Genomic DNA, 22,055 nt, shown 5'->3' on the forward strand with positions numbered 1-22,055 from the left:
GCCTGCGTCGCACTACCGGGCGACGAGCTCCGCCGGCCGGCACTCCGCGAGTCCGGGCACGTCGACCACGCCGTCGAGGACGTAGTCGTGCGGCTCGGCCTCGAGCTCCGCGCGACCGAGGGCTCCGGTGAGCACTCCGACGGCGATCACCCCGGCGTTGCGAGCGGCGCGGAGGTCGACGAGGGTGTCGCCGGCGGCGAGGACGGATGAGACGGCCTCGACGCCGGCGAGCTCCATGGCGTGGTGGATCATGTACGGCGCCGGGCGACCGGCCGCGACGTCGGAGGTGGTCACGACGGCGTCGAGCACGACGGCCCGTTCCTGCGGGCCACTGCTCTGCGGGCCACTCTCCTGGACCGCCCCGGGCTGAGGGGCGGTTCGGGCGAGCCCCCACCCCAGCGAGTCGAGCAGCGCCCAGGCCACGTCGCGGTCGAAGCCGGTGGTCAGCGCGACCTTGATGCCGCGGGCGCGGAGGGCTCCCAGGGCCTCGGCCACGCCGTCGAACGCGACCGGCGGCTCGTCGCGGTACGACTCGGCGAGGGCGTCCTTGAAGCGGTCGAAGCGCTCGGCGACCAGAGCGCCGGAAGGCTCGACCCCGCCGAGGCGGAGGAGGGCTGTGATGGCGGTGACCTTGTCGGTTCCCATCCACGTCTGGAGGTCGGCGTCATCGAGCATCGCCCCCGCTTCGGTGACGGTTGTGGCGAGGGCGCGGTACACGGCGCCGCCGTCGTCGACGGTCGTTCCTGCCATGTCAAAGACAGCCAATTCGATCATGGTCCGAGCGTAGGGGCGGGGTCGGAACGGCCCGGGCCGGGCGAGAGAACGGTTGCCGAGTGTTGGGAAACCGTTCACCGACCCAGCGTGTCCCCGTAACGGGGGACGGCAACCATTGCCCCGATCAGCCCGCGGATCCCTACTGTCCGGCACCACGGACCCCTGCGGCGATCTTGGAGGAATTCACAGTGCCTGCCCTTTCCACGACACCGCGTCGTATCGCCGCCGGTCTCGCCTTCACGGCTGCCGTCGCCATCGTCCTGACCGGCTGCTCGACCTCGTCGAACGCCGGCTCCGACCCGTCGGCGATCGCCACCGCGAAGACCGCCACCAGCGCCGCCGACTTCGGCGGCATGGACGGCCTCGTCAAGGCCGCCAACGCCGAGGGCGCCCTCAACGTCATCACGCTTCCGCCGTCGTGGGCCAACTACGGCAAGATCATCGCCGGCTTCGAGAAGAAGTACCCCGACATCAAGATCACCTCGGCCAACCCGAACGGCTCGTCGGCCGACGAGGTCGCCGCGGCCAAGTCGCTCAAGGGCCAGTCGACCGCTCCCGACGTCTTCGACCTCGGCACGGCCGTCCTGAACGACAACACCGACCTGCTGGCGAAGTACAAGGTCTCGAACTGGTCGGACATCCCCGACGACTTCAAGGACGCCGACGGCACCTGGTACTACGACTACACCGGCCTCATGTCGGTCGGCTACGACTCGAGCGTCATCAAGACCGCCCCGACGTCGATCAAGGACCTCCTCGGCTCCGAGTACAAGAACAAGGTCTCGATCAAGGGCGACCCGACGCAGGCCAACGAGGCCGCCTCGGCCGTCTACCTGGCCGCACTCGGAAACGGCGGCTCGGCCGACGACATCCAGCCCGGCATCGACTTCTTCAAGACCCTCAAGTCGGACGGCAACTTCAACTCCACCCTGCCCACGCAGGCCACGGTGAACTCGGGCGAGACCCCTGTCGTGCTCCAGTGGAGCTACAACAACCTCGCCTGGGGTCCCGCGGGCGGCTCGGCCGGCAACCCGAACTGGAAGACGGTCGTCCTGCCGGGCACGGCTCTCGGCTCGTACTACAACCAGGCCATCAACGCCGACGCCCCGCACCCCGCCGCGGCACGCCTGTGGGAGGAGTACCTCTACACCCCCGAGGTCCAGAACCTCTACCTGGCTGCCGGCGCCTACCCCTCCACGCTCGCCGCGATGGAAAAGGCCGGAACGGTCGACAAGGACACCCTGGCCACGGTCGGCGAGGCTCCCAGCGACTTCGTCCAGCTGACCAGCGACCAGGCCACCAAAGCCGCCGCGCTCCTCACGGCCGGCTGGGCCAAGGCGGTCAACTAGCCATCATGACGACGCAATCGATTCCCGATGCACGACCCCGCGCTCGCGGGTCGATCGCGTCGTCCTCCATCGAGACCGGCACCGGCGCCGGGGGCACCGCCCCTCGGCGCCGGAGCGCGGCCTGGCTCGGCTTCACGCCGTTCGCCGCCTACGTCGTCATCTTCCTGGCGATCCCTGCGGTCATCGCGGTCGCCAGCGGGTTCTTCGGCGCCGACGGCGGATTCACCCTCGCCAACCTGAAGGCGCTGACCGACCCGGTCATCATCAAGTCGTTCCAGGGCTCGCTCCTGGTCTCGGCCGTCAGCGCGGTCGTCGGCGCCGTCATCGGGGCGCTCGTCTGCTTCGCCCTCCTCGGTACGAGGGCCGAGGGCATGCTGCGCACGGTCATCGACTCCGCGTCGAGCGTGCTCGCGCAGTTCGGCGGCGTCATGCTCGCCTTCGCGTTCATCGCGACGGTCGGCTTCCAGGGAATCGTGACGCTGTACCTCAAGAACACCTTCGGGTTCGACATCAACGCCGACGGGGCCCTGCTGTACAAGATCCCGGGCCTGATCCTGCCGTACACCTACTTCTCCGTGCCGCTGATGGTCCTGACCTTCATGCCCGCGATGGAGGGCCTCAAGTCCACCTGGGGCGAGGCGGCCGCGACCCTCGGCGCCACCCGCCGCCAGTACTGGACCAGGATCGCCATGCCCGTCCTCGCCCCCGCGTTCTTCGGCAGCGTGCTGCTCCTGTTCGCGAACTGCTTCTCGTCCTTCGCCACGGCCGCCGCGCTCCTGAGCCAGGGCGGCATCGTCCCGCTCTCGATCAAGCAGCAGCTCACCAGCGAGACGATCGTCGGCGTCTCCAACACGGCAGGCGTCCTGGCCCTCGGAATGCTCGTCATCATGGTCGTCGTCATGTTCTTCTACTCGCTCCTCCAACGCCGGGCCGCGAGGTGGCAGCGATGAGCGCCGTCCCGCTGACCTCGACCGCGGTCGAGCCGACCACCGTTCCCAGCCCCTCGCCCCGACGGGGCAGGACGCCCCGCGTCGGGGCCGAGCCGAGCAAGGCGGCCCGCCTGATCATCCTGATCGCGGTCGGCCTGGTCTTCCTCGTGCCGCTGGGCGCCATGTTCGAGTTCACGCTCCGCACCAGCGGCAAGCCCGGCGTCTACTCGTTCGCGCACTACGCGTCGATCTTCCACACCGATCCCGCCCTCGGCATCAGCTACGAGCCGCTCTTCGAGGGAATCAGGAACTCGCTCCTGATCTGCCTTCTCACCGTCGCGATCATCCTGCTGATCCTGCTGCCGACGATGCTTCTCGTCGAGCTCCGCTACCCGAGGGTGCGGCGTGTGCTCGAGTTCGTCTGCATCCTGCCGATCACGGTCCCCTCGATCGTCCTCGTCGTCGGCTTCGTGCCGGTCTACCAGCGGGTCGCCGCCGTCTTCGGCAGCCAGCCGTGGACCCTCGCCTTCGCGGTCGGCATCATCGTGCTGCCCTACGCCTACCGCCCGATCGCGACGAACATCGCTGCCTTCGACCTGGTCACCCTCACGGAGGCCGCCCGGTCGCTCGGCGCCAGCTGGCCGGTCGCGATCTACCGCGTCATTCTGCCGAACATGCGACGCGGCGTCATCTCCGCCGTGTTCCTCACGGTCGCGGTGGTTCTCGGCGAGTACACGATCGCCGCCTTCCTCAGCCAGAACACGTTCCAGACGGCACTGCTGCTCATCAGCCAGACCGACTCCTACGTCGCGACGATCTTCGCGCTCGCCGCCCTCGTGTTCGCCTTCGTCATCCTCCTCATCATCGGCCGCTTCGGCGCCGCCAGCCCCGGCTCGCGCCGCCGTCGTCCCAGAAGGGTCCAGCCATGACCTCCACCAGCCCCGCACCCGTCCTGTCCCGCCTCGGCGACGGCGCCACCGTCGAGCTGATCGGCGTGGTCAAGGAGTACCCGGGCGCAGGAACTCGGGCCCTCGACGAGCTGTCCCTCTCCATCGCGCCCGGCGAGTTCATCGCCCTGCTCGGTCCCTCCGGCTGCGGCAAGACGACCGCCCTCCGAGCCCTGGCCGGCCTCGAGCAGATCAACGCCGGCTCGATTCGCATCGACGGCGTCGACGTGGCGTCGACGCCCGTGAACAAGCGCGATATCGGAATGGTGTTCCAGGCGTACTCGCTGTTCCCGCATATGACCGTGCTGCAGAACGTCGAGTTCGGGCTGCAGATGCGCCGCGTCTCGGCCGCTGACCGCGCCGTCCGGGCTCGCGAAGCGCTCGAGATGGTCGGACTCGACCACTTGGCCGAGCGCTACGCGCACCAGATGTCGGGCGGCCAGCAGCAGCGCGTCGCGCTGGCCCGCGCCCTCGTCACGCGCCCCCGCGTGCTCCTCCTCGACGAGCCGCTGTCGGCGCTCGACGCGAAGGTGCGCGTGTCGCTCCGCGAGGAGATCCGCCGTATCCAGACCGAGCTCGGCATCACGACCGTCTTCGTCACGCACGACCAGGAGGAGGCGCTCGCCGTCGCCGACCGCGTCGCCGTCATGCGTGCCGGCGAGATCGAGCAGATCGGAACCCCCGAGGCCCTGTACCTGACGCCGCGGACGCCGTTCGTCGCCGACTTCGTGGGCGTCAGCAACCGCATGCAGGGAACGCTCCGGAGCGGCACCATCACGGTGCGCGGTGCCAGCCTGCCGTCGATCGACCCCACGCTGCCCGACGGGGAGGTGCTGGCCTACGTCCGCCCGGAGGACATGGTCTTCGTGCCCCTCGACCAGGCCGCGCCGGCCGACATCACCGGGACCGTCGCATCGACGAGCTTCCTCGGCTCGCTCCGCCGCACGACGGTGCGCCTGGACGACGACACGATCGTGTCGGTGCAGCACGGTGTCGAGCAGCAGTTCCTGTTCGGGGACGCGGTGGCGCTGCGGCTCACGGGGCGCCCCGTGGCGTCGAGCCCGGTGGCGGCGTAGCGCAGTTCCTACGCCCGCCTGTGGATAACTCCGTCGAGGGGGTGGCGAGCGAATAGTGTGGACGGAGATGCCAGCGGTCTCACGGGTCGACAAGGTATCTTGATATCAAGACATTCTGCCGGGCCACAAGCCGCGGCGGGCCGCCCAACGAAGGAGTCGCCACTCGCATGAGCAAGATCATCTACACCTTGACCGACGAGGCCCCGCGGCTCGCGACGTACTCGTTCCTCCCCATCGTCGAGGCGTACGCCGCCAAGGCCGGCGTCGAGGTCGAGCCCCGCGACATCTCGCTCGCCGCACGGATACTGGCACACTTCCCCGAGCGCCTCACGCCTGAGCAGGTCGAACCCGACGAGCTCGCCGCCCTCGGCGCCCTCGCGAAGACGCCCGAGGCCAACATCATCAAGCTGCCCAACATCTCGGCATCGGTGCCGCAGCTGAAGGCCGCGATCGTCGAGCTGCGCTCGCAGGGGTTCGACCTGCCCGACTACCCCGACGAGCCGCAGAGCGACGAAGACATCGATGTCCGCGCGCGTTATGACAAGGTCAAGGGCTCCGCGGTCAACCCGGTGCTGCGCGAGGGCAACTCCGACCGCCGCGCTCCCGCCAGCGTCAAGCAGTACGCCCGCAAGCACCCGCACCGCATGGGCGCCTGGTCTCCCGACTCGAAGACGAACGTCGCGACCATGGGCCACGACGACTTCCGCTCGAACGAGAAAAGCACGGTCGTCGCCGCCGAGGGTAGCGTCTCGATCGAGTTCACGGCGGCCGACGGCACGAAGACCGTGCTCCGCTCGGCCGTGCCCGTCACGCAGGGCGAGGTCATCGACGCCACCGTCCTGCACGTCGCGGCACTCCGCTCCTTCCTCAAGGAGCAGATGGCTCGCGCCGAGGCCGAGGGCGTGCTGTTCTCGGTGCACCTCAAGGCCACGATGATGAAGGTCTCCGACCCGATCATCTTCGGCCAGGTCATCCGCGTCTTCTTCGACGAGGTCTTCCAGCAGTACGGCGACGACCTCGCCGCAGCGGGCCTCAACCCGAACGACGGCCTCAACGCGATCCTCGTCGGGCTCGACTCGGTGTCGAACGGCGCCGAGATCAAGGCGGCCTTCGAGGCCGTCCTCGCCAAGGGGCCCGAGCTGGCCATGGTCGACTCCGACCGCGGCATCACCAACCTGCACGTGCCGAGCGACGTCATCGTCGACGCGTCGATGCCCGCCATGATCCGCACCTCCGGCCACATGTGGGGCAAGGACGGCGCCGAGCACGACACCCTCGCCGTCATCCCCGACTCGAGCTACGCCGGCATCTACCAGGCCGTGCTCGACGACTGCCGTGCTCACGGCGCCTTCGACCCGACCACGATGGGCTCCGTGCCCAACGTCGGCCTCATGGCGCAGGCCGCCGAGGAGTACGGCTCGCACGACAAGACGTTCCAGCTTCCCGGCGAGGGAACCGTCACCGTAGTCGACGGCTCGGGCGCGGTCCTGCTCGAGCAGGCGGTTGAGACCGGTGACATCTGGCGCATGTGCCAGACCAAGGACGTCGTCGTGCGCGACTGGGTCAAGCTCGCCGTCACGCGTGCCCGAGCCACCGGCGCCCCCGCCGTGTTCTGGCTCGACGAGTCGCGCGCCCACGACGCGCAGCTCATCACGCTCGTCACGACGTACCTCGGCGACCACGACACCGAGGGCCTGCAGATCGAGATCCTCTCGCCCGTCGACGCCATGGCCTTCTCGCTGGAGCGCATCCGCCGCGGCGAGGACACCATCTCGGTGACCGGCAACGTGCTCCGCGACTACCTCACCGACCTCTTCCCGATCATGGAGCTCGGCACCTCGGCCAAGATGCTGTCGGTCGTGCCCCTGCTGAACGGCGGCGGCCTCTTCGAGACCGGCGCGGGCGGCTCCGCTCCGAAGCACGTCACGCAGCTCGTCCAGCAGGACTACCTGCGCTGGGACTCCCTGGGCGAGTTCCTCGCCCTCGCGGCCAGCTTCGAGCACCTCGCGACGACGACCGGCAACGCCCGCGCGCAGATCCTCGCCGACACGCTCGACCGCGCGACGGCGTCGTTCCTCGACGAGAACAAGTCGCCAGGGCGCGCCATCGGCACGATCGACAATCGCGGCAGCCACTTCTACGTGGCGCTGTACTGGGCGAACGAGCTCTCGCAGCAGACGGCTGACGCCGATCTCGCGGCCGACTTCGCCAGCCTCGCCGGCGTGCTCGGCGGCGCTGAAGAGACCATCGTCGGCGAGCTGATCGCCGTGCAGGGCAGCCCCGTCGACATCGGCGGCTACTACCGTCCCGACGACGCCAAGGCCTCGGCGGTCATGCGTCCGTCGGCGACGCTGAACGAGGCGCTCGCGGCGCTCTAGCTCCGCTGCACGAAGGCCCCGCGCGTGGTGCGCGGGGCCTTCGTCGTGCTCGGTGCGTGCGTCGCGGCGTGCCCGCGCGGCGCCGGGCCGGCCGCGGGTGCGCGCCGCCGTGCCCGCGCCCAGCTGCGCGCTCCGGGTCGCGTCGGACCGTGCACCGCGGCGCCGGACCGTGCGCCGCGCCGCCGCGCCTCGCCGTGCGCGAGGTGGCCGCCGTCGTCGGGGTGCTGGCCCCGCGGCGACGCGGAGGGCCATCTCGGGATGGGTGGGGTGGTCTGTCGCGCGGGCGAGGTACCCGTAGGGCCGCCGAGATGGCCGCCGTCGTCGGGTCGGTCGCCCCGCGGCGACCCGGAGGGCCACCTCGGGATGGGTGGGGTGCGGTGGTGCGAGATGGCCGCTGTCCTCGGGTCGGTCGCCCCGACCCGACGCGCGAGGCCATCTCGCGGCGGGTGAGGTCGGGCCGGGTACCGGGTGCGTGGAATCTGCGGCTCAGGGGGCCATTCGGCGCAGGAACTGCGCACTCGACGGCGAGCACCCGCCGCGTCGCGCGCGTGCCGGTCCGCGAGGTGGCCCGCGTTGTCGGGCTGGGCGCCGCGAGGCGACGGCGGTGGCCATCTCGGCGGGGACGGCGCGGCGACGGCGCGGCGGCGCGGCGGCGGCGGGGCGGGGAAGACGGCGGGCGGCACGACGGCCCGAGGCCGGGCGCGACGGGGCGCGGGCCCGCGGGAGCGCGGCGGCCGGGCCGGGCGGAGTCAGGCCCCGAAGCTAGGCGCTGCGGACCACCGAGGAGGGTCGCCCCAGCATGGCGGCGCCGACCGCGGCGACGGGCAGGCCCTCGGGCAGGAGGCTGATGCGGTCGGGGAGGGCGAGCGAGGCGAGGAACGTCGAGGCGGCGGCCCACTCCTCGAGCACGAGACGGACGGCCGAGAGGAGGGGTGCGCCGACGTGGCTGACTCCGCCGCCGATGACGACCCGCTCGACGTCGACCGTGAGCACGAGCAGGCGGACGGCGGCCGCGACTCCCTCGGAGACTCGGCGGCTGACGGCGACGGCGTGCGGGTCTCCGTCGGCGGCTGCGCGGAACAGGTCCTGCGCCGGGTAGGGGTGGCTGGTGGGCCAGAGGCGGGCGATGGCCGAGCCGGCCGCGACGGTCTCGAGGCAGCCGCGCTGGCCGCACAGGCAGAGGTCGCGCTGCGGGTCGACGGGGATGTGGCCGATCTCGCCGGAGACGCCGCGGGCTCCGCGCCAGAGCGCTCCGTCGAAGACGAGGCCGGCGGCGAATCCGGTTCCCAGGTTGAGGTAGGCGACGGGACCCTCGAGGCCCATGAGGTGGACGGCGCCCAGGGCCGCCGCGTTGACGTCGTTCTCGACGGCGACCGGCGTGTGCGTGAGGGCTTCGAGCGCCTCGCCGAAGGGGGTGTCGTGGAATCCGAGGTTGACCGCGTGCCGCACCCGCCCGGTGGCCGGGTCGACGAGGCCGGGGATCCCGACGCCGATGCTGTCGAGCGAGGCGCCCGTGAGTCGGCGGAGACCCTCGACCGCGGCGGCGGCTCCCGCGACGACCTCGTCTTCGCCGAAACCGGTCGGAAGACGGAGGCTGCCGGTGACCGTGCCGTCGGAGTCGACCGCCACCGCGTCGATCTTGGTGCCGCCGATGTCGAGGCCGGCCCTCATCGGCGGGCTCCGCGCGGGGCGCCGGGGGAAGGGCGGGTCGAGGCGTGCATGTTTGTTAGTAAATCTTACGAATCCGATGGCGCGCAAGATTCGCGCGTCACAAATCCTTCAAATCACGGGCACGTTTCGTCTCGGTTACATCCGAAAAGAGTTCTTGACTTTTGTTTGTAAGGGCAATTTACTAACACAACCAGCCCGTCCGGGCCTTCGAGAGGCGAGAGCATGACAAGCGAGATCGTGGAGCAGACACCCCGTCGCCGACGGGTGTCGGTCAAGGCGCTGCCGCAGCACAACCGCGTGCACAACCGCTCGCTGGTGCTCCAGGCGCTCTTCCACAACGGCGCCATGAGCCGCGCCGACCTCGCCCGCCACTCGGGCCTCACCCGCCCGACGGTGTCGGTGCTCGTCGCCGAGCTCGAGGCCGACGGCATCGTCTCCGAGATCGGCCAGCGCGCAGACGTCAGGGTGGGCAAGCCCGCCACCCTCGTCGAGATCAACGCCGACGCGTTCCACATGATCGTGCTCGACCTCTCCAGCGCCGACCGCTTCGTCGGAGCCGTCGTCAACCTCCGAGGCGAGGTCGTCGACCGCGCCGAGCTCGAGATCGACGGCGCCGTGGGCGACGACGCGATCGCCCGGGTCATCCGACTCGGCGAGCGCCTGGCCGCGCTGACCACCCGCCGCATCCTGGGCATCGGCGTCGGCTCGCCCGGCATCGTCGACGACCAGGGCGTCGTGCGCGAGGGCCTGCACCTCGAGTGGTTCGACCTGCCTCTGAAGCAGCGTCTCAAGGAGCACTTCCGCGTGCCCGTCCGGGTCGCCAACGACGCGAACGTCGCCGCTCTCGGCGTCCACACCTTCCGCGACGTGCCCGGCCTCAGCCTGATGGTCATCACGATCGAGCACGGCGTCGGCGTCGGCCTCATCATCGGCGGCTCGCTCGTCGAGGGCGAGCAGTTCTCCGCCGGCGAGATGGGCCATGTCACCGTCGACTCGTCGGCCGACGGCAGCGAGGGCGCCCTCTGCACCTGCGGTCGCCGCGGCTGCCTCGAGACGGTCGTCGGCGCCCGCTACCTCAGCGACCGCGTGGCAGGTCTTCCGGCGCAGGAACGCGACGCCGCACTTCGCAGTGCGGGCCGAGCTCTGGGGATCGTCACCGCCCCGGTGATCAGCGCCCTGAACCTCAACGAGGTCGTGCTGTCGGGCCCCGCCGCCCTGCTCGACGGTCCGTTCGCGGAGGCCGCCCTCGCCACAGTCAAGGCGCGCACGCTCTCGGCCGTCGGCCGGGGTCTCACCCTGCGCACCTCCGGCGGCGACACCGATCTCGTCCTCCTGGGGGGTGCCTCGCTCGTCCTCCAGGCCGAGCTCGGCGTCTCCTGACCTGTTCTCTTCCCTTCCGATCACATTCACCACGAGGAGTTAGAAAGTGCGTATTTCGAAGATCGCCGCGGTCGGGGCCCTCAGCCTTGCCGCCGTCGTGGCGCTCAGCGCCTGTTCCAGCAGCGGCAACGCCGGCACCTCCGGCGGTGGCACGCAGTCGGTGCCCACCACCAAGGGCGACGGCAAGACGCTCAAGGTCTGGGTGATGACCGGCGACTACACCGACGCCACCATCGCCGAGATCAACAAGGAGTTCACTGCCAAGACGGGCGCCAAGGTCGACGTCCAGATCCAGCAGTGGGACGGCATCACCACCAAGATCTCGACGGCGCTCGCCACCAGCACGCCGCCCGACGTCATGGACCTCGGCAACACGCAGGTCGCCAGCTACGCCGCCAACGGCGCGCTGCTCGACCTCACGCCGTACAAGAAGGACCTCGCCCAGGGGCAGACCTGGCTGACCGGGCTCTCGGAGCCCGCCACGGTCGACGGCAAGCTCTACGGCCTGCCCGGCTTCGCCGGCGCCCGCGCGGTCATCTACAACAAGACGACGTGGGCGAAGGCCGGCGTCACCGACGCTCCGACCACCTACGACGAGCTCACCGCCGACCTCGACAAGGTGGCCGCCGCCAACAAGTCGACCTCCGACTTCTCTCCCTTCTACCTGCCGGGCCAGCAGTGGTACGCCGGAATGCAGTTCGTCTGGGACGCCGGCGGAGAGATCGCCACCGAGAAGGACGGCAAGTGGACCGCCGGTCTCGGCGACTCGAAGGCGCAGCAGGGTCTCGCCGACTTCAAGGAGTTCCAGAACGCGTACTCGTCGAAGGCCTCTCGGACGCTCGACACCGACAGCCCCGACTTCACGCAGATCTTCGCCGACGGCAAGACCAGCGCCATCCTCTCGACCAACGGGTACGTGGACCTCGTCAAGAAGGCCAACCCGAAGCTGAAGGACAGCGACATCGGCACCTTCCCCTTCCCCGGAAAGTCGGGCAAGACGCAGCCGGTCATGCTCGGCGGCTCGGACTGGGGCATCGCGGCGAAGTCGAAGAACACCGACCTCGCGCTGCAGTGGGCCAAGATCGCGGCCAGCCCGTCGGTCCAGTCGAAGTGGGTGTACGGCAACGACGGCTGGATCCCGAACAGCACCGACGGCATCAAGGCGGCCGACTCGACGCTGAGCGACATCGACAAGGGCTTCTTCAACGCGGCTCTCAACTCGAAGGCCACTCCGGCCTCGGGCGAGTGGGCGGGCCTCGAGGGCGACAAGAGCATCAACCAGCTCTTCTCGGCCGTCGCCTCGGGCTCGAAGACGCCTGAATCGGCTGCGTCGAGCTTCGACACCGCAGCGGACAAGACGCTCAACGCGAAGTAGACGGGCCGGGGCGGCGCTCCGGCGCCGCCCCGCTCGTCTCCTCTCATCGCGCTCCACCGATCGACCGAAGGGCACCGAATGGCCATCTCGACCGTGAACCCCGGCCTCCGCAGAGCGGCGAAGGGGCCTCGCAGGAGCCTCGCGCCGCTGTGGCTGCTCAGCCCGGCGGGAATCGTCCTGCTGGCGGTGCTCGTCGCACCGATCATTTACCTGGTCGTGACCTCGTTCACCGACTACGACCAGCGCACGCTCTACACCGGCGCCTACGACTCGGTCGGCATCGCGAACTACCTGTCGCTGTTCACCGATCCCGACTTCTGGTGGTCGCTGATCCGCACGGTGCTCTTCACGGCCGCGATGGTCGCCGGCAGCATCGTGATCGGCACCGGTGTCTCGCACCTCCTGACACGGCTGTCGACGGTGATGCGCTACGTCGTCACGATCGTCCTGATCTTCGCGTGGGGCATGCCCAACGTCGCCTCCTCGCTGGTGTGGAAATGGCTGTTCCAGCCCGGCTACGGCGTCATGAACTGGTTCCTGACGCAGCTGCACGTCTTCGGCGACATGACGAACGTCGACTGGTCGAACAACGCCTTCCTCTCGTACGCGTCGATCTGGATGCTCATCGTCTGGCAGGCGGTGCCCTTCATCGCTCTCACCCTCTACGCGGCCGAGACGCAGATTCCCACGGAGCTCAAGGAGGCCGTCCGTCTCGACGGCGCCTCCGAGTGGGGCGTCTACAAGACGATCACCCTGACCTTCCTCAAGCCGACCCTCCTGCTCGTCACGATCCTCTCGGTGATCTGGGACTACAACGTCTTCAACCAGATCTGGCTCGTCTCGCAGGGCGGCCCCGACGATGCGACCTCCACCCTCGGCGTCTTCACGTTCACGACGGCCTTCGTCGGGTTCCATCTCGGGCAGGGCGCCGCGATCTCGGTCGTGACGACGCTGATCCTGCTGATCCTCACCGTGTTCTACATCCGCAACCTGATCCGCTCGGGAGAAGACCTGTGACCACGACCGCGCCCCGCCTCTCGACCGACGAGGCCTCCGACCACGCCCCCGCATCGGCGCCGACAGCGGTGAAGTCGACGCGTCGCCGCAAGCGCCCGCGCTGGATCAGCCACACGATCGCGGTCGTCTTCTCGATCGTCTGGATCTTCCCGGTCTACTGGATGATCAACACGGCCTTCAAGCCCCGTACCGAGGCGATGACGTCCAAGCCGGAGTTCTATCCCCACCACCCGACGCTGCACAACTTCGCGGTCGCGTTCACGCAGGGCGACTTCCTCGTCTACCTGCGCAACTCGGCGATCGTCGTGTCGGGTGCCGTCATCCTCTCGATCCTGCTCGGCCTGTTCGCCGCAGCCGCTCTCTCGCGCTTCCGGTTCCGCGGGCGCCGCTCGATCATGGTCGTCATCCTGGTCGTCCAGATGCTGCCGGCGACGGCCCTGCTGATCCCGCAGTTCTTGATCTTCAGCCAGATCGGACTCGTCGGCACCTACGTCGGCCTGATGCTCGCCTACGTCGCGGCCGTCCTGCCATTCACCATCTGGGTCATGCGCGGGTTCTTCCTGGCCATCCCGATGGAGGTCGAGGAGGCCGCCCGGATGGACGGGGCGTCGACGTGGCAGGTCCTGACCCGGGTGCTCTTCCCTCTGGTCATGCCGGGCGTGATCGCCTCGGGCGTCTTCGCGTTCATCGCGGCGTGGAACGACTACATCGTCGCCTACACGTTCATGCAGGACCAGAGCCACTACACGCTGCCGGTGTGGCTGGCGTCGTTCACCACTCAGACCTCGGGCACCGACTTCGGCGGGCAGATGGCGGCCTCCGTGCTGTTCTCGCTGCCGGTCGTCGTGTTCTTCATGATCATCCAGCGCAATCTGGTGTCCGGCATGTCGGCCGGCGCCGTGAAGGGATAGCAGTACCGATGACGATCTCACTCGTTCCCCGTCCGTCCAGCCTGGTGGAGGGCACCGGCTCCTTCGCCCTCGACGCCCGCACCCGCGTGGTCGCGCCGGAGGCCCTCGACGGCGAGGCCGCGCTCCTGCAGGCGGCGCTCCGCCCGTCGACCGGCCTCCCGCTGAAGGACGCCGACCTCGCCGACCGCGCCATCGTGCTCGGCCTCGCCGCCGACCTGCGCGCGTCGGAGTACCGCCTCGAGGTCACCGTCGACGGCGTCGTCGTGCAGGGCGGCGATGCGGCCGGCGTGTTCCACGGCATCCAGACGCTGCTTCAGCTCCTGCCCGCCGAGTCGTACCGCCGATCCCGTGTGGAGGGCGTGGCCTGGACCCTCCCGGCCGTGACGATCGTCGACGTCCCGAAATTCGGCTGGCGGGGCGCGATGCTCGACGTGGCCCGGCACTTCATGCCGAAGCACGACGTGCTCCGCTTCATCGACCTGATGGCGATGCACAAGCTGTCGGTGCTCCACTGGCACCTCACCGAGGACCAGGGCTGGCGCATCGAGATCGACAAGTACCCGCGCCTCACCGAGGTCGCGTCGTGGCGCAAGAACTCGCAGGTCGGCGCGGGCCCCGACGCCGCCTTCGACAACCGCCCGCACGGCGGCTTCTACACGAAGGCCGACATCCGCGAGGTCGTCGTCTACGCGAGCGCCCGCCACATCCAGGTCGTGCCCGAGATCGACGTGCCCGGCCACAGCCAGGCCGCCATCGCCGCGTACCCGGAGCTCGGCCTCGACCCGTCGAAGCAGCTCGACGTCTACCCCGCCTGGGGCATCATCCACGACGTGCTCAACATGGAGCAGTCGACCGTCGACTTCTACAAAGACGTCTTCGACGAGATCCTCGACCTCTTCCCGTCGCCGATCATCGGCGTGGGCGGCGACGAGTGCCCGCGCGACGCCTGGAAGGCCGACGCGCGCACGCAGGAGATCATGCGCGAGCGCGGCTTCACCGACGAGGCCGAGCTGCAGACCTGGTTCATCGGTGAGCTCGATGCGCACATCACCGCGAAGGGCCGCCGCATCTACGGCTGGGACGAGATCCTGGAGGGCGAGATCTCGGAGTCGGCGATCGTCGCCTCGTGGCGCGGCATGACGGGTGCCGTCACGGCGGCGAAGCGCGGTCACGACGTCGTCGCCTGCCCGGACGACCAGGTCTACCTCGACTACCGCCAGTCGACCGACCCCGACGAGCCCATCCCCGTCTCGATCCCGCTCACCGTGGCCGACGTCTACGCGTTCGAGCCGGTCCCCGCGCAGCTCACCGCCGACGAGGCCGCCCACGTGCTCGGCGGCCAGGGCAACATCTGGACCGAGCACATGGACTCGCCCCGCACCGTCGACTACCTCGTCTTCCCGCGCCTGTGCGCGCTCGCCGAGGCCGTCTGGACCGAGGGCGATCGCGACTTCGCCGAGTTCGAGCCGCGCCTCGAGGCGCACCTCGCCCGGCTGGACGCGATCGGCGTGGAGTACCGGAAGGCGTCGGGGCCGCTGCCGTGGCAGATGCGTCCGGGGGTGCCCGGTCGTCCGTCCACTCGCGAGGAGCGCGCGGCGTTCATCGCCGAGCTCGTCGCGAACATCGCGGAGTAGCGCGTGGAGGTCATCGTCAAGCCGACCCCCGCCGAGGTCGGCCGCACGGCCGCGGCCCTGATCGCGCGGGTGTTGCGCGAGAAGCCCGAGGCCGTCCTGGGGCTCGCGACCGGCTCGTCGCCACTCGGCATCTACGAGTCGCTCGCGGCGCTGGTCGACGCCGGCGACCTCGATCTGTCGAGAGCGTCGGGCTTCGCGCTCGACGAGTACGTCGGAATCCCGCTCGACCATCCGGAGTCCTACGCGTCGGTCATCGCCCGCGACGTCGTCGGGCCTCTCGGCATGGACCCGTCGAGGGTCCGCGTCCCCGACGGGCGAGCCTCCGACATCGAGGCGGCGACGCGCGACTACGACGAGGCGATCCGCTCGGCCGGCGGCATCGACGTGCAGATTCTCGGGATCGGCGCGAACGGCCACATCGGCTTCAACGAGCCCTCGTCGTCGTTCGCCTCGCGCACCCGCATCAAGACTCTGGCCCCGTCGACCCGCGAGGCCAACGCTCGCTTCTTCGACGATCCCGCCGACGTTCCCACGCACTGCCTCACGCAGGGGCTCGGCACGATCCTTGAGGCGAAGCGCGTCGTGCTGGTCGCGCAGGGGGCAGCCAAGGCCGATGCGGTGGCGGCGATGGTCGAGGGGCCGCTCTCGGCGATGTGCCCGGGGTCGGCCCTCCAGCTCCACGAGCACGCGACGATCGTCGTCGACGAGGCGGCGGCGGCCCGGCTCACCCTGCGCGACTACTACGACTACACGTACGCCAACAAGCCGACGTGGCAGCGGTTCGAGTAGCGGTCTTCCGCGGCGCGACGGTCCATGACGGCACAGGCGCGCCGGGTAGACCGGCCGACGTCGTTGTCGAGGCCGGCCTCATCACAGCGGTCGAAGCAGGCGCACCGGCACCCGTCGGCGCCGAGGTCGTCGACGCGTCCGGCCGGGCGATGCTCCCGGGCTTCATCGACGCGCACTCGCACGATGACGCCGCGCTGTTCCGCCCCGGCGGCCTCGACCCGAAGACCGGCCAGGGCGTGACGACGTCTGTGCTCGGCAACTGCGGGCTCGGCGTCGCACCGTCGTCGCCCGGCCTCGCCGAGAGCGCGACGCCTGTGCTCGGGCCCTTCCCCGACCGGCACTGGCCGACGTTCGGCGACTATCTCGCCGAGATCGCCGCCGAGGCTCGAGCCGTCAACACCGTCGCGCTGGTGCCGCACGCCCCGCTGCGAGCAGCATCCCTCGGGTTCGAACGGCGCCCGGCCACAGCGGCTGAAGTCGATGCGATCGCAGGAACTGCGGCCTCAGCCCTCGACGCAGGCGCAGCCGGCATCTCGCTCGGCCTCATGTACGCACCGGGTGACGAGGCCACCCGCGACGAGCTGCTCGCGCTGGCGACCGCCGCCGCACGGCACGACCGCCTGCTCGTGGCGCACATCCGCAACGAGGCCGACCACCTGCGTGCTTCCATCGACGAGATGGCCGACCTCGCCCGGGCCACCGGTGCTCGCCTCCACATCAGCCACCTCAAGGTCACCGGGCCCGCGAACGCCGGCCGCATGCCGGCGATCATCGACCACCTCGATGCGCTCCGCGACGAGGGGATCGACGTCACTGCCGACGTCTACCCGTACGACGCCGGGTCGACGACCGTCGCCTCGCTCTTCCCGCCGGACGCCCAGGGCGCACTGGTCGCGCTCCTGTCCGACCCGACGACGCGGCGGCCCCTCCTCGCGCGGCTCGACCACCCGTGGCCCGCCACCGCCCTCGAGAACCAGTGGGCCGCCGTCGGGCCCGGCCGCGTCCTCCTGGCGGGGTTCCCCGCGACGATGGCCGAGTACGAGGGGCTGTCGGTCGACGCCATCGCCGCGTCACGGGGGCAGGACCCCCTCGACGCACTCGCGGACCTCGTCGTCGGGGCCGCCGGGCAGCTTACCGTCGTCGTCTTCCACACCGACCCCGACGGCGTGCGGCAGGCCCTCGCGTGGCCGCACACGCTCGTCGGCAGCGACGGGCTCCCGCGCGAGGCCGGATTCGTGCACCCCCGGCTCTACGGCACCTTCCCGCGGGCGCTGACCCTGGGGGTGCTGCCGTTCGACGCGGCCCTCGCGCGGATGACCTCGGCCACGGCCGACCGGTTCGGGCTGGCCCGACGCGGCCGCATCGAGGTCGGGGCCGCGGCCGACCTGCAGCTCGTCGACCTCGGCGCCTACGCCGACCGGGCGACGTACGACGACCCGCGGCGCAGCCCGGCGGGCCTCGCCGGCGTGTGGGTCGGCGGGGTGCGCGTGGGTGCGGCGTCGGCCGGCCAGTTCCTGCGCCCCGCCCCTGCTGCCCCTGCTGGCCCCAACAAAAGCGGGTGAGGGGTCGCTCGTTGTCGGGCGAGAGGGTGGTTCGGAGCAACGAGCGACCCCTCACCGGGCCTTAGAGGGACGACTGAGGGGACCTCTCCAGGTGCGCGTAGTCGGGGAGGGCGATCTTGTCGGCGGGCGGGGAGAAGAGCTTGGCGCCGAGACGGGAGGCGACGCGGCTCGATGCGACGCGGAGGCCGGTGTGGAACGCCGCGAGACCTGCCCGGGTGCGCGGGTTGGCGACGCGGGGGACCCCCGGCGGCAGCTTCTGGGCCTGGTCGACGAAGGGCCGCATGATCCGGTCGTAGCCGGCGAACGCGTCGCGGTGATCGACGTGGGCGGCGAGCTCGCCCGCGAGCACGTAGGCGCCGACGAGCGAGAGGCTCGTGCCCATGCCGCTGAGGGGGGACGCGCACCAGGCGGCGTCTCCGGTGAGGGCGACCCGGCCTCGCGACCAGCTCGGCGCATGCACCTGACCGACCGACTCGAAGTAGACGTCGTCGGCCTTGTCGAGCTCGTCGAGCACCCGCGGCGCCTCCCAGCCGGAGCTCCCGAACTTGTCGCGAAGGCGGGCCCGCTGCTCGTCGGGGCTCCGCCGGCTGGCGCGCTGCGTCGCCTCGTCGTCGTAGAGGATCGACGTCAGCACGGCGCGGGTGGTCCCGTGGCGGTCGGGCCGCAGGGTCACTGCGAGCCCGCCGGGCTCGCTGTACCAGCGCCACCAGTCGACGTCCGACTCGGTGCGTGGGATCGTCAGGTACGTCATCTCCATGCCGAGGGGCCGGACCACCGCCTCGTCGCCGAAGACCAGCCGACGGGTCGACGAGCCGATGCCGTCGGCCGCGATCACGAGGTCGAACCGGCGCGGCTCGCCGTGCTCGAACGTGACATCGACACCGTCGCCGGTGTCGTCGAGTCCGGTGATGCGGTCGCCGAAGACGTACTCGGTGGTGCCGGTGGATGGTGCGACGGCCGACGTGCGGGACGTGCCGGACGTGCCGCGTGTCGCGCCGGACCCCGCGTCGCTGGTCGCCTCCACGAGGATCCGCGACAGGTCGCCGCGCAGGATCTCGACTTCCGCAGTCGCGCCGCTCGTCTCGGACGCCGTCGCCGGGAACTCGGCGACGACCGCGCCGCCAGCGCCGAGGAAGCGCGTGCCGAGCTCGCCCGTCGTAGCGGCCTTGACGGCGTCCTCGAGCCCGGCGCGTCGGAGCACCTCGCGGGCGGCGCCGCGCACGTCGATGTTCTGGCCGCCCTCGCGGAACGCTGGCGCCCGCTCGACGACAGTGGTGCGCCAGCCGTAGCGGCCCAGCCAGAAGGCGAGCGATGGGCCGGCGATGCTCGCGCCGGAGATCAGGACGTGCGGTCGCGTCATGGGTGCCTCTCACGGCGTCGCACAAGCGCCGCCCGTCTGTTCTCTCCAGTCAACAGCACGCCGTCGAAGCCGGTGAGGGGTCGCTCGTTGCTCGCGGCGAAGCGCGCAGAGAGCAACGAGCGACCCCTCACCGGAGGGCGGGAGGCCCGCGTGCAGCGACACCCCAGCACTGGGGCGAGAGGCCCGAAGGCGGGCGAGACACAATGAGGGCGTGACCACCCTCTACGTCTGCGACCTCGACGGCACCCTGCTCAGGCCCGAGGCGAGCCCGAGCGCCTTCACCGTCGACACCGTGAACGGCCTCGTCGCGCACGGCGTGCACGTCGCTGTGGCGACGGCCCGCTCGGCCGTGTCGCTGCGCCGCGTGGTCGGCGACCTCGACCTGCGCGGCCCGGCCTGCGTCTACGGGGGTGCGTTCGTGGTCGACCTCTCGACCGGCGAGACCCTCGTGCAGCGGGTACTCGACACAGCCGTGGTCGACGGGATCCTCGACGTGTTCGCGCGCACGGGGACCTCGCCGCTGGTGTACTCGCTCGATCCTGCGGCCGAGGCCTCGGAGGAGACCGTCGCCGGCGCCGGAGAGCACGCGGACACGGTCGGCTGGGTGCGGGGCCACGAGGGCCCCGGGATCGCCTGGTACCTCGGCGACCGGGGCGACGACCCGAGGTTCCGGCCCGTCGACAGCCCCGCGGACCTGACGCGCGAGGGCACGTTCTCGATCGTCGCGCTCGCTCCCGAGTCAGACCTCGAGCCGGTGCGGCGGACGATCGAGCGCGAATTCGCCGGTCACGTCACGGCCACGCTCCAGGAGGAGACCTACCTGCCCGGCATCTACTGGCTGGAGCTGGCGGCGCCCGGCGCCGACAAGGGGCACGGGGTGCTCGAGCTGAAGAGCCTGCTCGGCGCGGACCGCGTCGTGGTGTTCGGCGACAACCGCAACGACCTGGCGATGTTCCGGGTCGCGGACGCGTCGTACGCGGTCGCGAACGCGAGCGCGGAGGTCCGCGAGGCGGCGACCGGGGTGATCGGCTCGAACGCCGATGACGGCGTCGCGCACTGGCTGGCCGCGCACGCGAGGGTCCCGGCCAGGCGCTGACCCAGCCCTGAAGCGGGGAGCTAGCCGACGACCGCGAGCGCGTCGATCTCGACGAGCATGGCCTCGTTCGGCAGCTCGACGAACACCGTGGTGCGGGTCGGGTACACGCCCGACGGCACGTTGGCCCGGATGTACTCGGCGTAGGCGGCGTTCATCTCGGCGAAGTCGCGGCGCTCGGTCAGGAACACGCGGAGCGAGAGCACGTCGTCGAAGGTGCCCCCGGCGGCCTCGACGATGGCCCTGACGTTGTCGAGCGTGCGGATCGTCTGCGAGGTGACGTCGCCCGGGTGGAGGTACTCGCCGGTGGCGGGATCCTGCGGCCCCTGGCCCGACACGGAGACAAACCCGCCCTTCTTCACTCCCTGCGAGAATGCCGTCATAGGGGTGGGCGCTCCGGTCGTCTCGACGCGGATCTTGCTCTCGGCCATCGTGGGGTCCATCCTGTCGTGCATCGCGTTCGTCCTACCCAACGACGCTACTGCACCACCCACCCGAGCGAAGGATCAGGCCCATGACACTCAGCGCCGAGCAGCCGTCGAAGGTCGCGTTCACCGGGAGGGCCTGGCCCGTCCCCCTCGGGGAGCTCCCGACACCCGTCCTGACCATCGACTCGGAGGTACTTCGGCACAACATCGACACGATGGCCGGCTGGTGCCGTGAGGCCGGCGTCGACCTCGCCCCGCATGGCAAGACGACGATGTCGCCCGACGTCTGGCTGAGGCAGATCGACGCCGGCGCCTGGGGCCTCACCGTCGCGACGGCCTACCAGGCCGAGATCGCGCGCGAGGCCGGCATCGCCAACATCATCATGGCGGGCACGACCTTCGCCCCCGACGCGCTGGCCCGCCTGGCCCGGCCGGGGAGCGAGGTCATGATGTGGCTGGACTCCGTCGACGGCGTCCGGCTCGTCGACGAGGCGCTGGCCCGGATCGCGCCGGACCGGTCGCTGCCGATCCTGGTCGAGATCGGCGCGGCGGGCGGCCGCACGGGGGCGCGCACGATCGAGGCGGCGCTCGCTGTGGCGGCGGCGGTGGGCGAGGCCGACCACCTGGTGCTGGCGGGCGTCGCCGGCTACGAGGGGGCCCTGACGCACGGAACAGACTCGGCGGCGCTGCAGCTGATCGACGACTACCTGGCGACGATGATCGAGTTCCGCGACCTGCTCGACGGCGACTCGTTCGGCCCGTGGCTCGCCCGCGGCGGAGACGTGATCCTGACCGCCGGCGGCAGCGTCTACTTCGACCGCGTCGTCGAGGCTCTGGGCTTCCGGCACGACCCCGAGGGGCTCCGCGGTGCACGGACGCGAGTGGTGCTCCGCTCCGGCTCCTACGTCACGCACGACCACGACCTGTACCGCCGGCTCACGCCCTTCGAGCGGCTTGACGCGGCGGAGTCGTTCCGCCCGGCCCTCGACCTCTGGGCGAGCGTGCTCTCCCGGCCCGAGCCGACGCTGGCGCTCCTCAACGTCGGCCGTCGCGACACCGCCGACGACGAGGGCCTGCCGCTGGTCATCGAGGCGTACCGCGTGCAGGGCTCCGACGCCCGCCGCGTGCCGGGTGCCGCGCAGGGCGCCGTCGTCACGGGCCTCAACGACCAGCACGCCTTCGTGACCGTGCCGCCCGAGTCGGCGCTCGCCGTGGGGGACCTCGTGCGGCTCGGCATCTCGCACCCGTGCACGACGATCGACAAGTGGAACGAGATCGCCGTCATCGAGGACCACCTCGGCGAGGCCCGCGGCCTGCCTCTGGTGACGTCGACGATAGAGACGCGGTTCTGACCCGGGCGACGAGGACGGCACGCCGGAAGC

Annotated in this window: 18 protein-coding genes; 14 read left to right on the plus strand and 4 right to left on the minus strand. The window is 70.7% G+C overall.

What is annotated here, in order from left to right:
* Window positions 1-12: 12 nt before the first annotated feature.
* Entirely contained in the window at window positions 13-774 is a 762-nt protein-coding gene (locus tag AC3CBB_RS16750) for an HAD family hydrolase (RefSeq protein ID WP_488625439.1), read from the minus strand.
* A 188-nt stretch (window positions 775-962) separates the two neighbouring features.
* On the opposite strand from AC3CBB_RS16750, the gene AC3CBB_RS16755 reads away from it, so the two are divergent.
* From AC3CBB_RS16755 to AC3CBB_RS16775, 5 genes are all read left to right on the plus strand, one after another.
* Window positions 963-2,123 (plus strand): ABC transporter substrate-binding protein, encoded by a 1,161-nt coding sequence (locus AC3CBB_RS16755; protein ID WP_199738285.1) that lies wholly within the window; start codon window positions 963-965, stop codon window positions 2,121-2,123.
* Between the two features lie 5 nt (window positions 2,124-2,128).
* Complete coding sequence (locus tag AC3CBB_RS16760) at window positions 2,129-3,073, plus strand: ABC transporter permease (protein ID WP_488625440.1); 945 nt, start codon at window positions 2,129-2,131, stop codon at window positions 3,071-3,073.
* Entirely contained in the window at window positions 3,070-3,981 is a 912-nt protein-coding gene (locus tag AC3CBB_RS16765; RefSeq protein ID WP_123507003.1) for an ABC transporter permease, read from the plus strand. Before AC3CBB_RS16760 ends, AC3CBB_RS16765 begins: the two co-directional genes overlap by 4 nt.
* Window positions 3,978-5,075 (plus strand): ABC transporter ATP-binding protein, encoded by a 1,098-nt coding sequence (locus AC3CBB_RS16770; protein ID WP_123507004.1) that lies wholly within the window; start codon window positions 3,978-3,980, stop codon window positions 5,073-5,075. Before AC3CBB_RS16765 ends, AC3CBB_RS16770 begins: the two co-directional genes overlap by 4 nt.
* A 167-nt stretch (window positions 5,076-5,242) precedes the next feature.
* Window positions 5,243-7,453, plus strand: coding sequence for an NADP-dependent isocitrate dehydrogenase (locus AC3CBB_RS16775; protein WP_488625441.1), 2,211 nt, complete (start codon window positions 5,243-5,245; stop codon window positions 7,451-7,453).
* Between the two features lie 762 nt (window positions 7,454-8,215).
* On the opposite strand, the gene AC3CBB_RS16780 is transcribed toward AC3CBB_RS16775, so the two are convergent.
* A complete protein-coding gene (locus AC3CBB_RS16780) occupies window positions 8,216-9,124 on the minus strand; it encodes an ROK family protein (RefSeq protein ID WP_488625442.1) in 909 nt (302 codons plus the stop codon).
* A gap of 222 nt (window positions 9,125-9,346) precedes the next feature.
* On the opposite strand from AC3CBB_RS16780, the gene AC3CBB_RS16785 reads away from it, so the two are divergent.
* The 7 genes from AC3CBB_RS16785 (at window position 9,347) to AC3CBB_RS16815 (ending at window position 17,792) form a co-directional block, all read left to right on the plus strand.
* Window positions 9,347-10,504 (plus strand): ROK family protein, encoded by a 1,158-nt coding sequence (locus AC3CBB_RS16785; protein WP_488625443.1) that lies wholly within the window; start codon window positions 9,347-9,349, stop codon window positions 10,502-10,504.
* Between the two features lie 46 nt (window positions 10,505-10,550).
* Window positions 10,551-11,879, plus strand: coding sequence for an extracellular solute-binding protein (locus tag AC3CBB_RS16790; RefSeq protein ID WP_123507008.1), 1,329 nt, complete (start codon window positions 10,551-10,553; stop codon window positions 11,877-11,879).
* A 78-nt stretch (window positions 11,880-11,957) separates the two neighbouring features.
* The gene (locus AC3CBB_RS16795) at window positions 11,958-12,896 is read left to right on the plus strand and encodes a carbohydrate ABC transporter permease (protein ID WP_488625444.1); all 939 of its coding nucleotides are present in this window, start codon (window positions 11,958-11,960) and stop codon (window positions 12,894-12,896) included.
* On the plus strand, window positions 12,893-13,807 hold the full coding sequence (locus tag AC3CBB_RS16800) for a carbohydrate ABC transporter permease (RefSeq protein ID WP_488625445.1): 915 nt from the start codon (window positions 12,893-12,895) through the stop codon (window positions 13,805-13,807). Before AC3CBB_RS16795 ends, AC3CBB_RS16800 begins: the two co-directional genes overlap by 4 nt.
* Before the next feature lie 8 nt (window positions 13,808-13,815).
* Window positions 13,816-15,441 carry a beta-N-acetylhexosaminidase gene (locus AC3CBB_RS16805; protein ID WP_488625446.1) on the plus strand — a complete coding sequence of 542 codons (1,626 nt, stop codon included), beginning with the start codon at window positions 13,816-13,818 and terminating at the stop codon, window positions 15,439-15,441.
* A gap of 3 nt (window positions 15,442-15,444) precedes the next feature.
* Window positions 15,445-16,230, plus strand: a complete 786-nt coding sequence (gene nagB, locus AC3CBB_RS16810; RefSeq protein ID WP_488625447.1) for a glucosamine-6-phosphate deaminase — start codon at window positions 15,445-15,447, stop codon at window positions 16,228-16,230.
* A complete protein-coding gene (locus tag AC3CBB_RS16815) occupies window positions 16,212-17,792 on the plus strand; it encodes an N-acyl-D-amino-acid deacylase family protein (protein ID WP_488625448.1) in 1,581 nt (526 codons plus the stop codon). The genes nagB and AC3CBB_RS16815 overlap by 19 nt, the downstream gene beginning before the upstream one ends.
* Window positions 17,793-17,853: 61 nt before the next feature.
* On the opposite strand, the gene AC3CBB_RS16820 is transcribed toward AC3CBB_RS16815, so the two are convergent.
* Window positions 17,854-19,152, minus strand: coding sequence for an FAD-dependent monooxygenase (locus tag AC3CBB_RS16820; RefSeq protein WP_488625449.1), 1,299 nt, complete (start codon window positions 19,150-19,152; stop codon window positions 17,854-17,856).
* Window positions 19,153-19,363: 211 nt separating this feature from the next.
* Between AC3CBB_RS16820 and AC3CBB_RS16825 the strand changes: the two genes are divergently transcribed.
* Entirely contained in the window at window positions 19,364-20,248 is an 885-nt protein-coding gene (locus AC3CBB_RS16825; RefSeq protein ID WP_488625450.1) for an HAD family hydrolase, read from the plus strand.
* 20 nt (window positions 20,249-20,268) lie between these two features.
* Here the strand turns inward: AC3CBB_RS16825 and AC3CBB_RS16830 are convergent, their stop codons facing one another.
* Complete coding sequence (locus AC3CBB_RS16830) at window positions 20,269-20,676, minus strand: RidA family protein (RefSeq protein ID WP_488625451.1); 408 nt, start codon at window positions 20,674-20,676, stop codon at window positions 20,269-20,271.
* Window positions 20,677-20,759: 83 nt separating this feature from the next.
* Between AC3CBB_RS16830 and AC3CBB_RS16835 the strand changes: the two genes are divergently transcribed.
* Complete coding sequence (locus tag AC3CBB_RS16835) at window positions 20,760-22,025, plus strand: alanine racemase (RefSeq protein ID WP_488625452.1); 1,266 nt, start codon at window positions 20,760-20,762, stop codon at window positions 22,023-22,025.
* The last annotated feature ends 30 nt before the right edge of the window (window positions 22,026-22,055 follow it).

It is taken from the genome of Frondihabitans sp. OV104 (assembly GCF_057787745.1).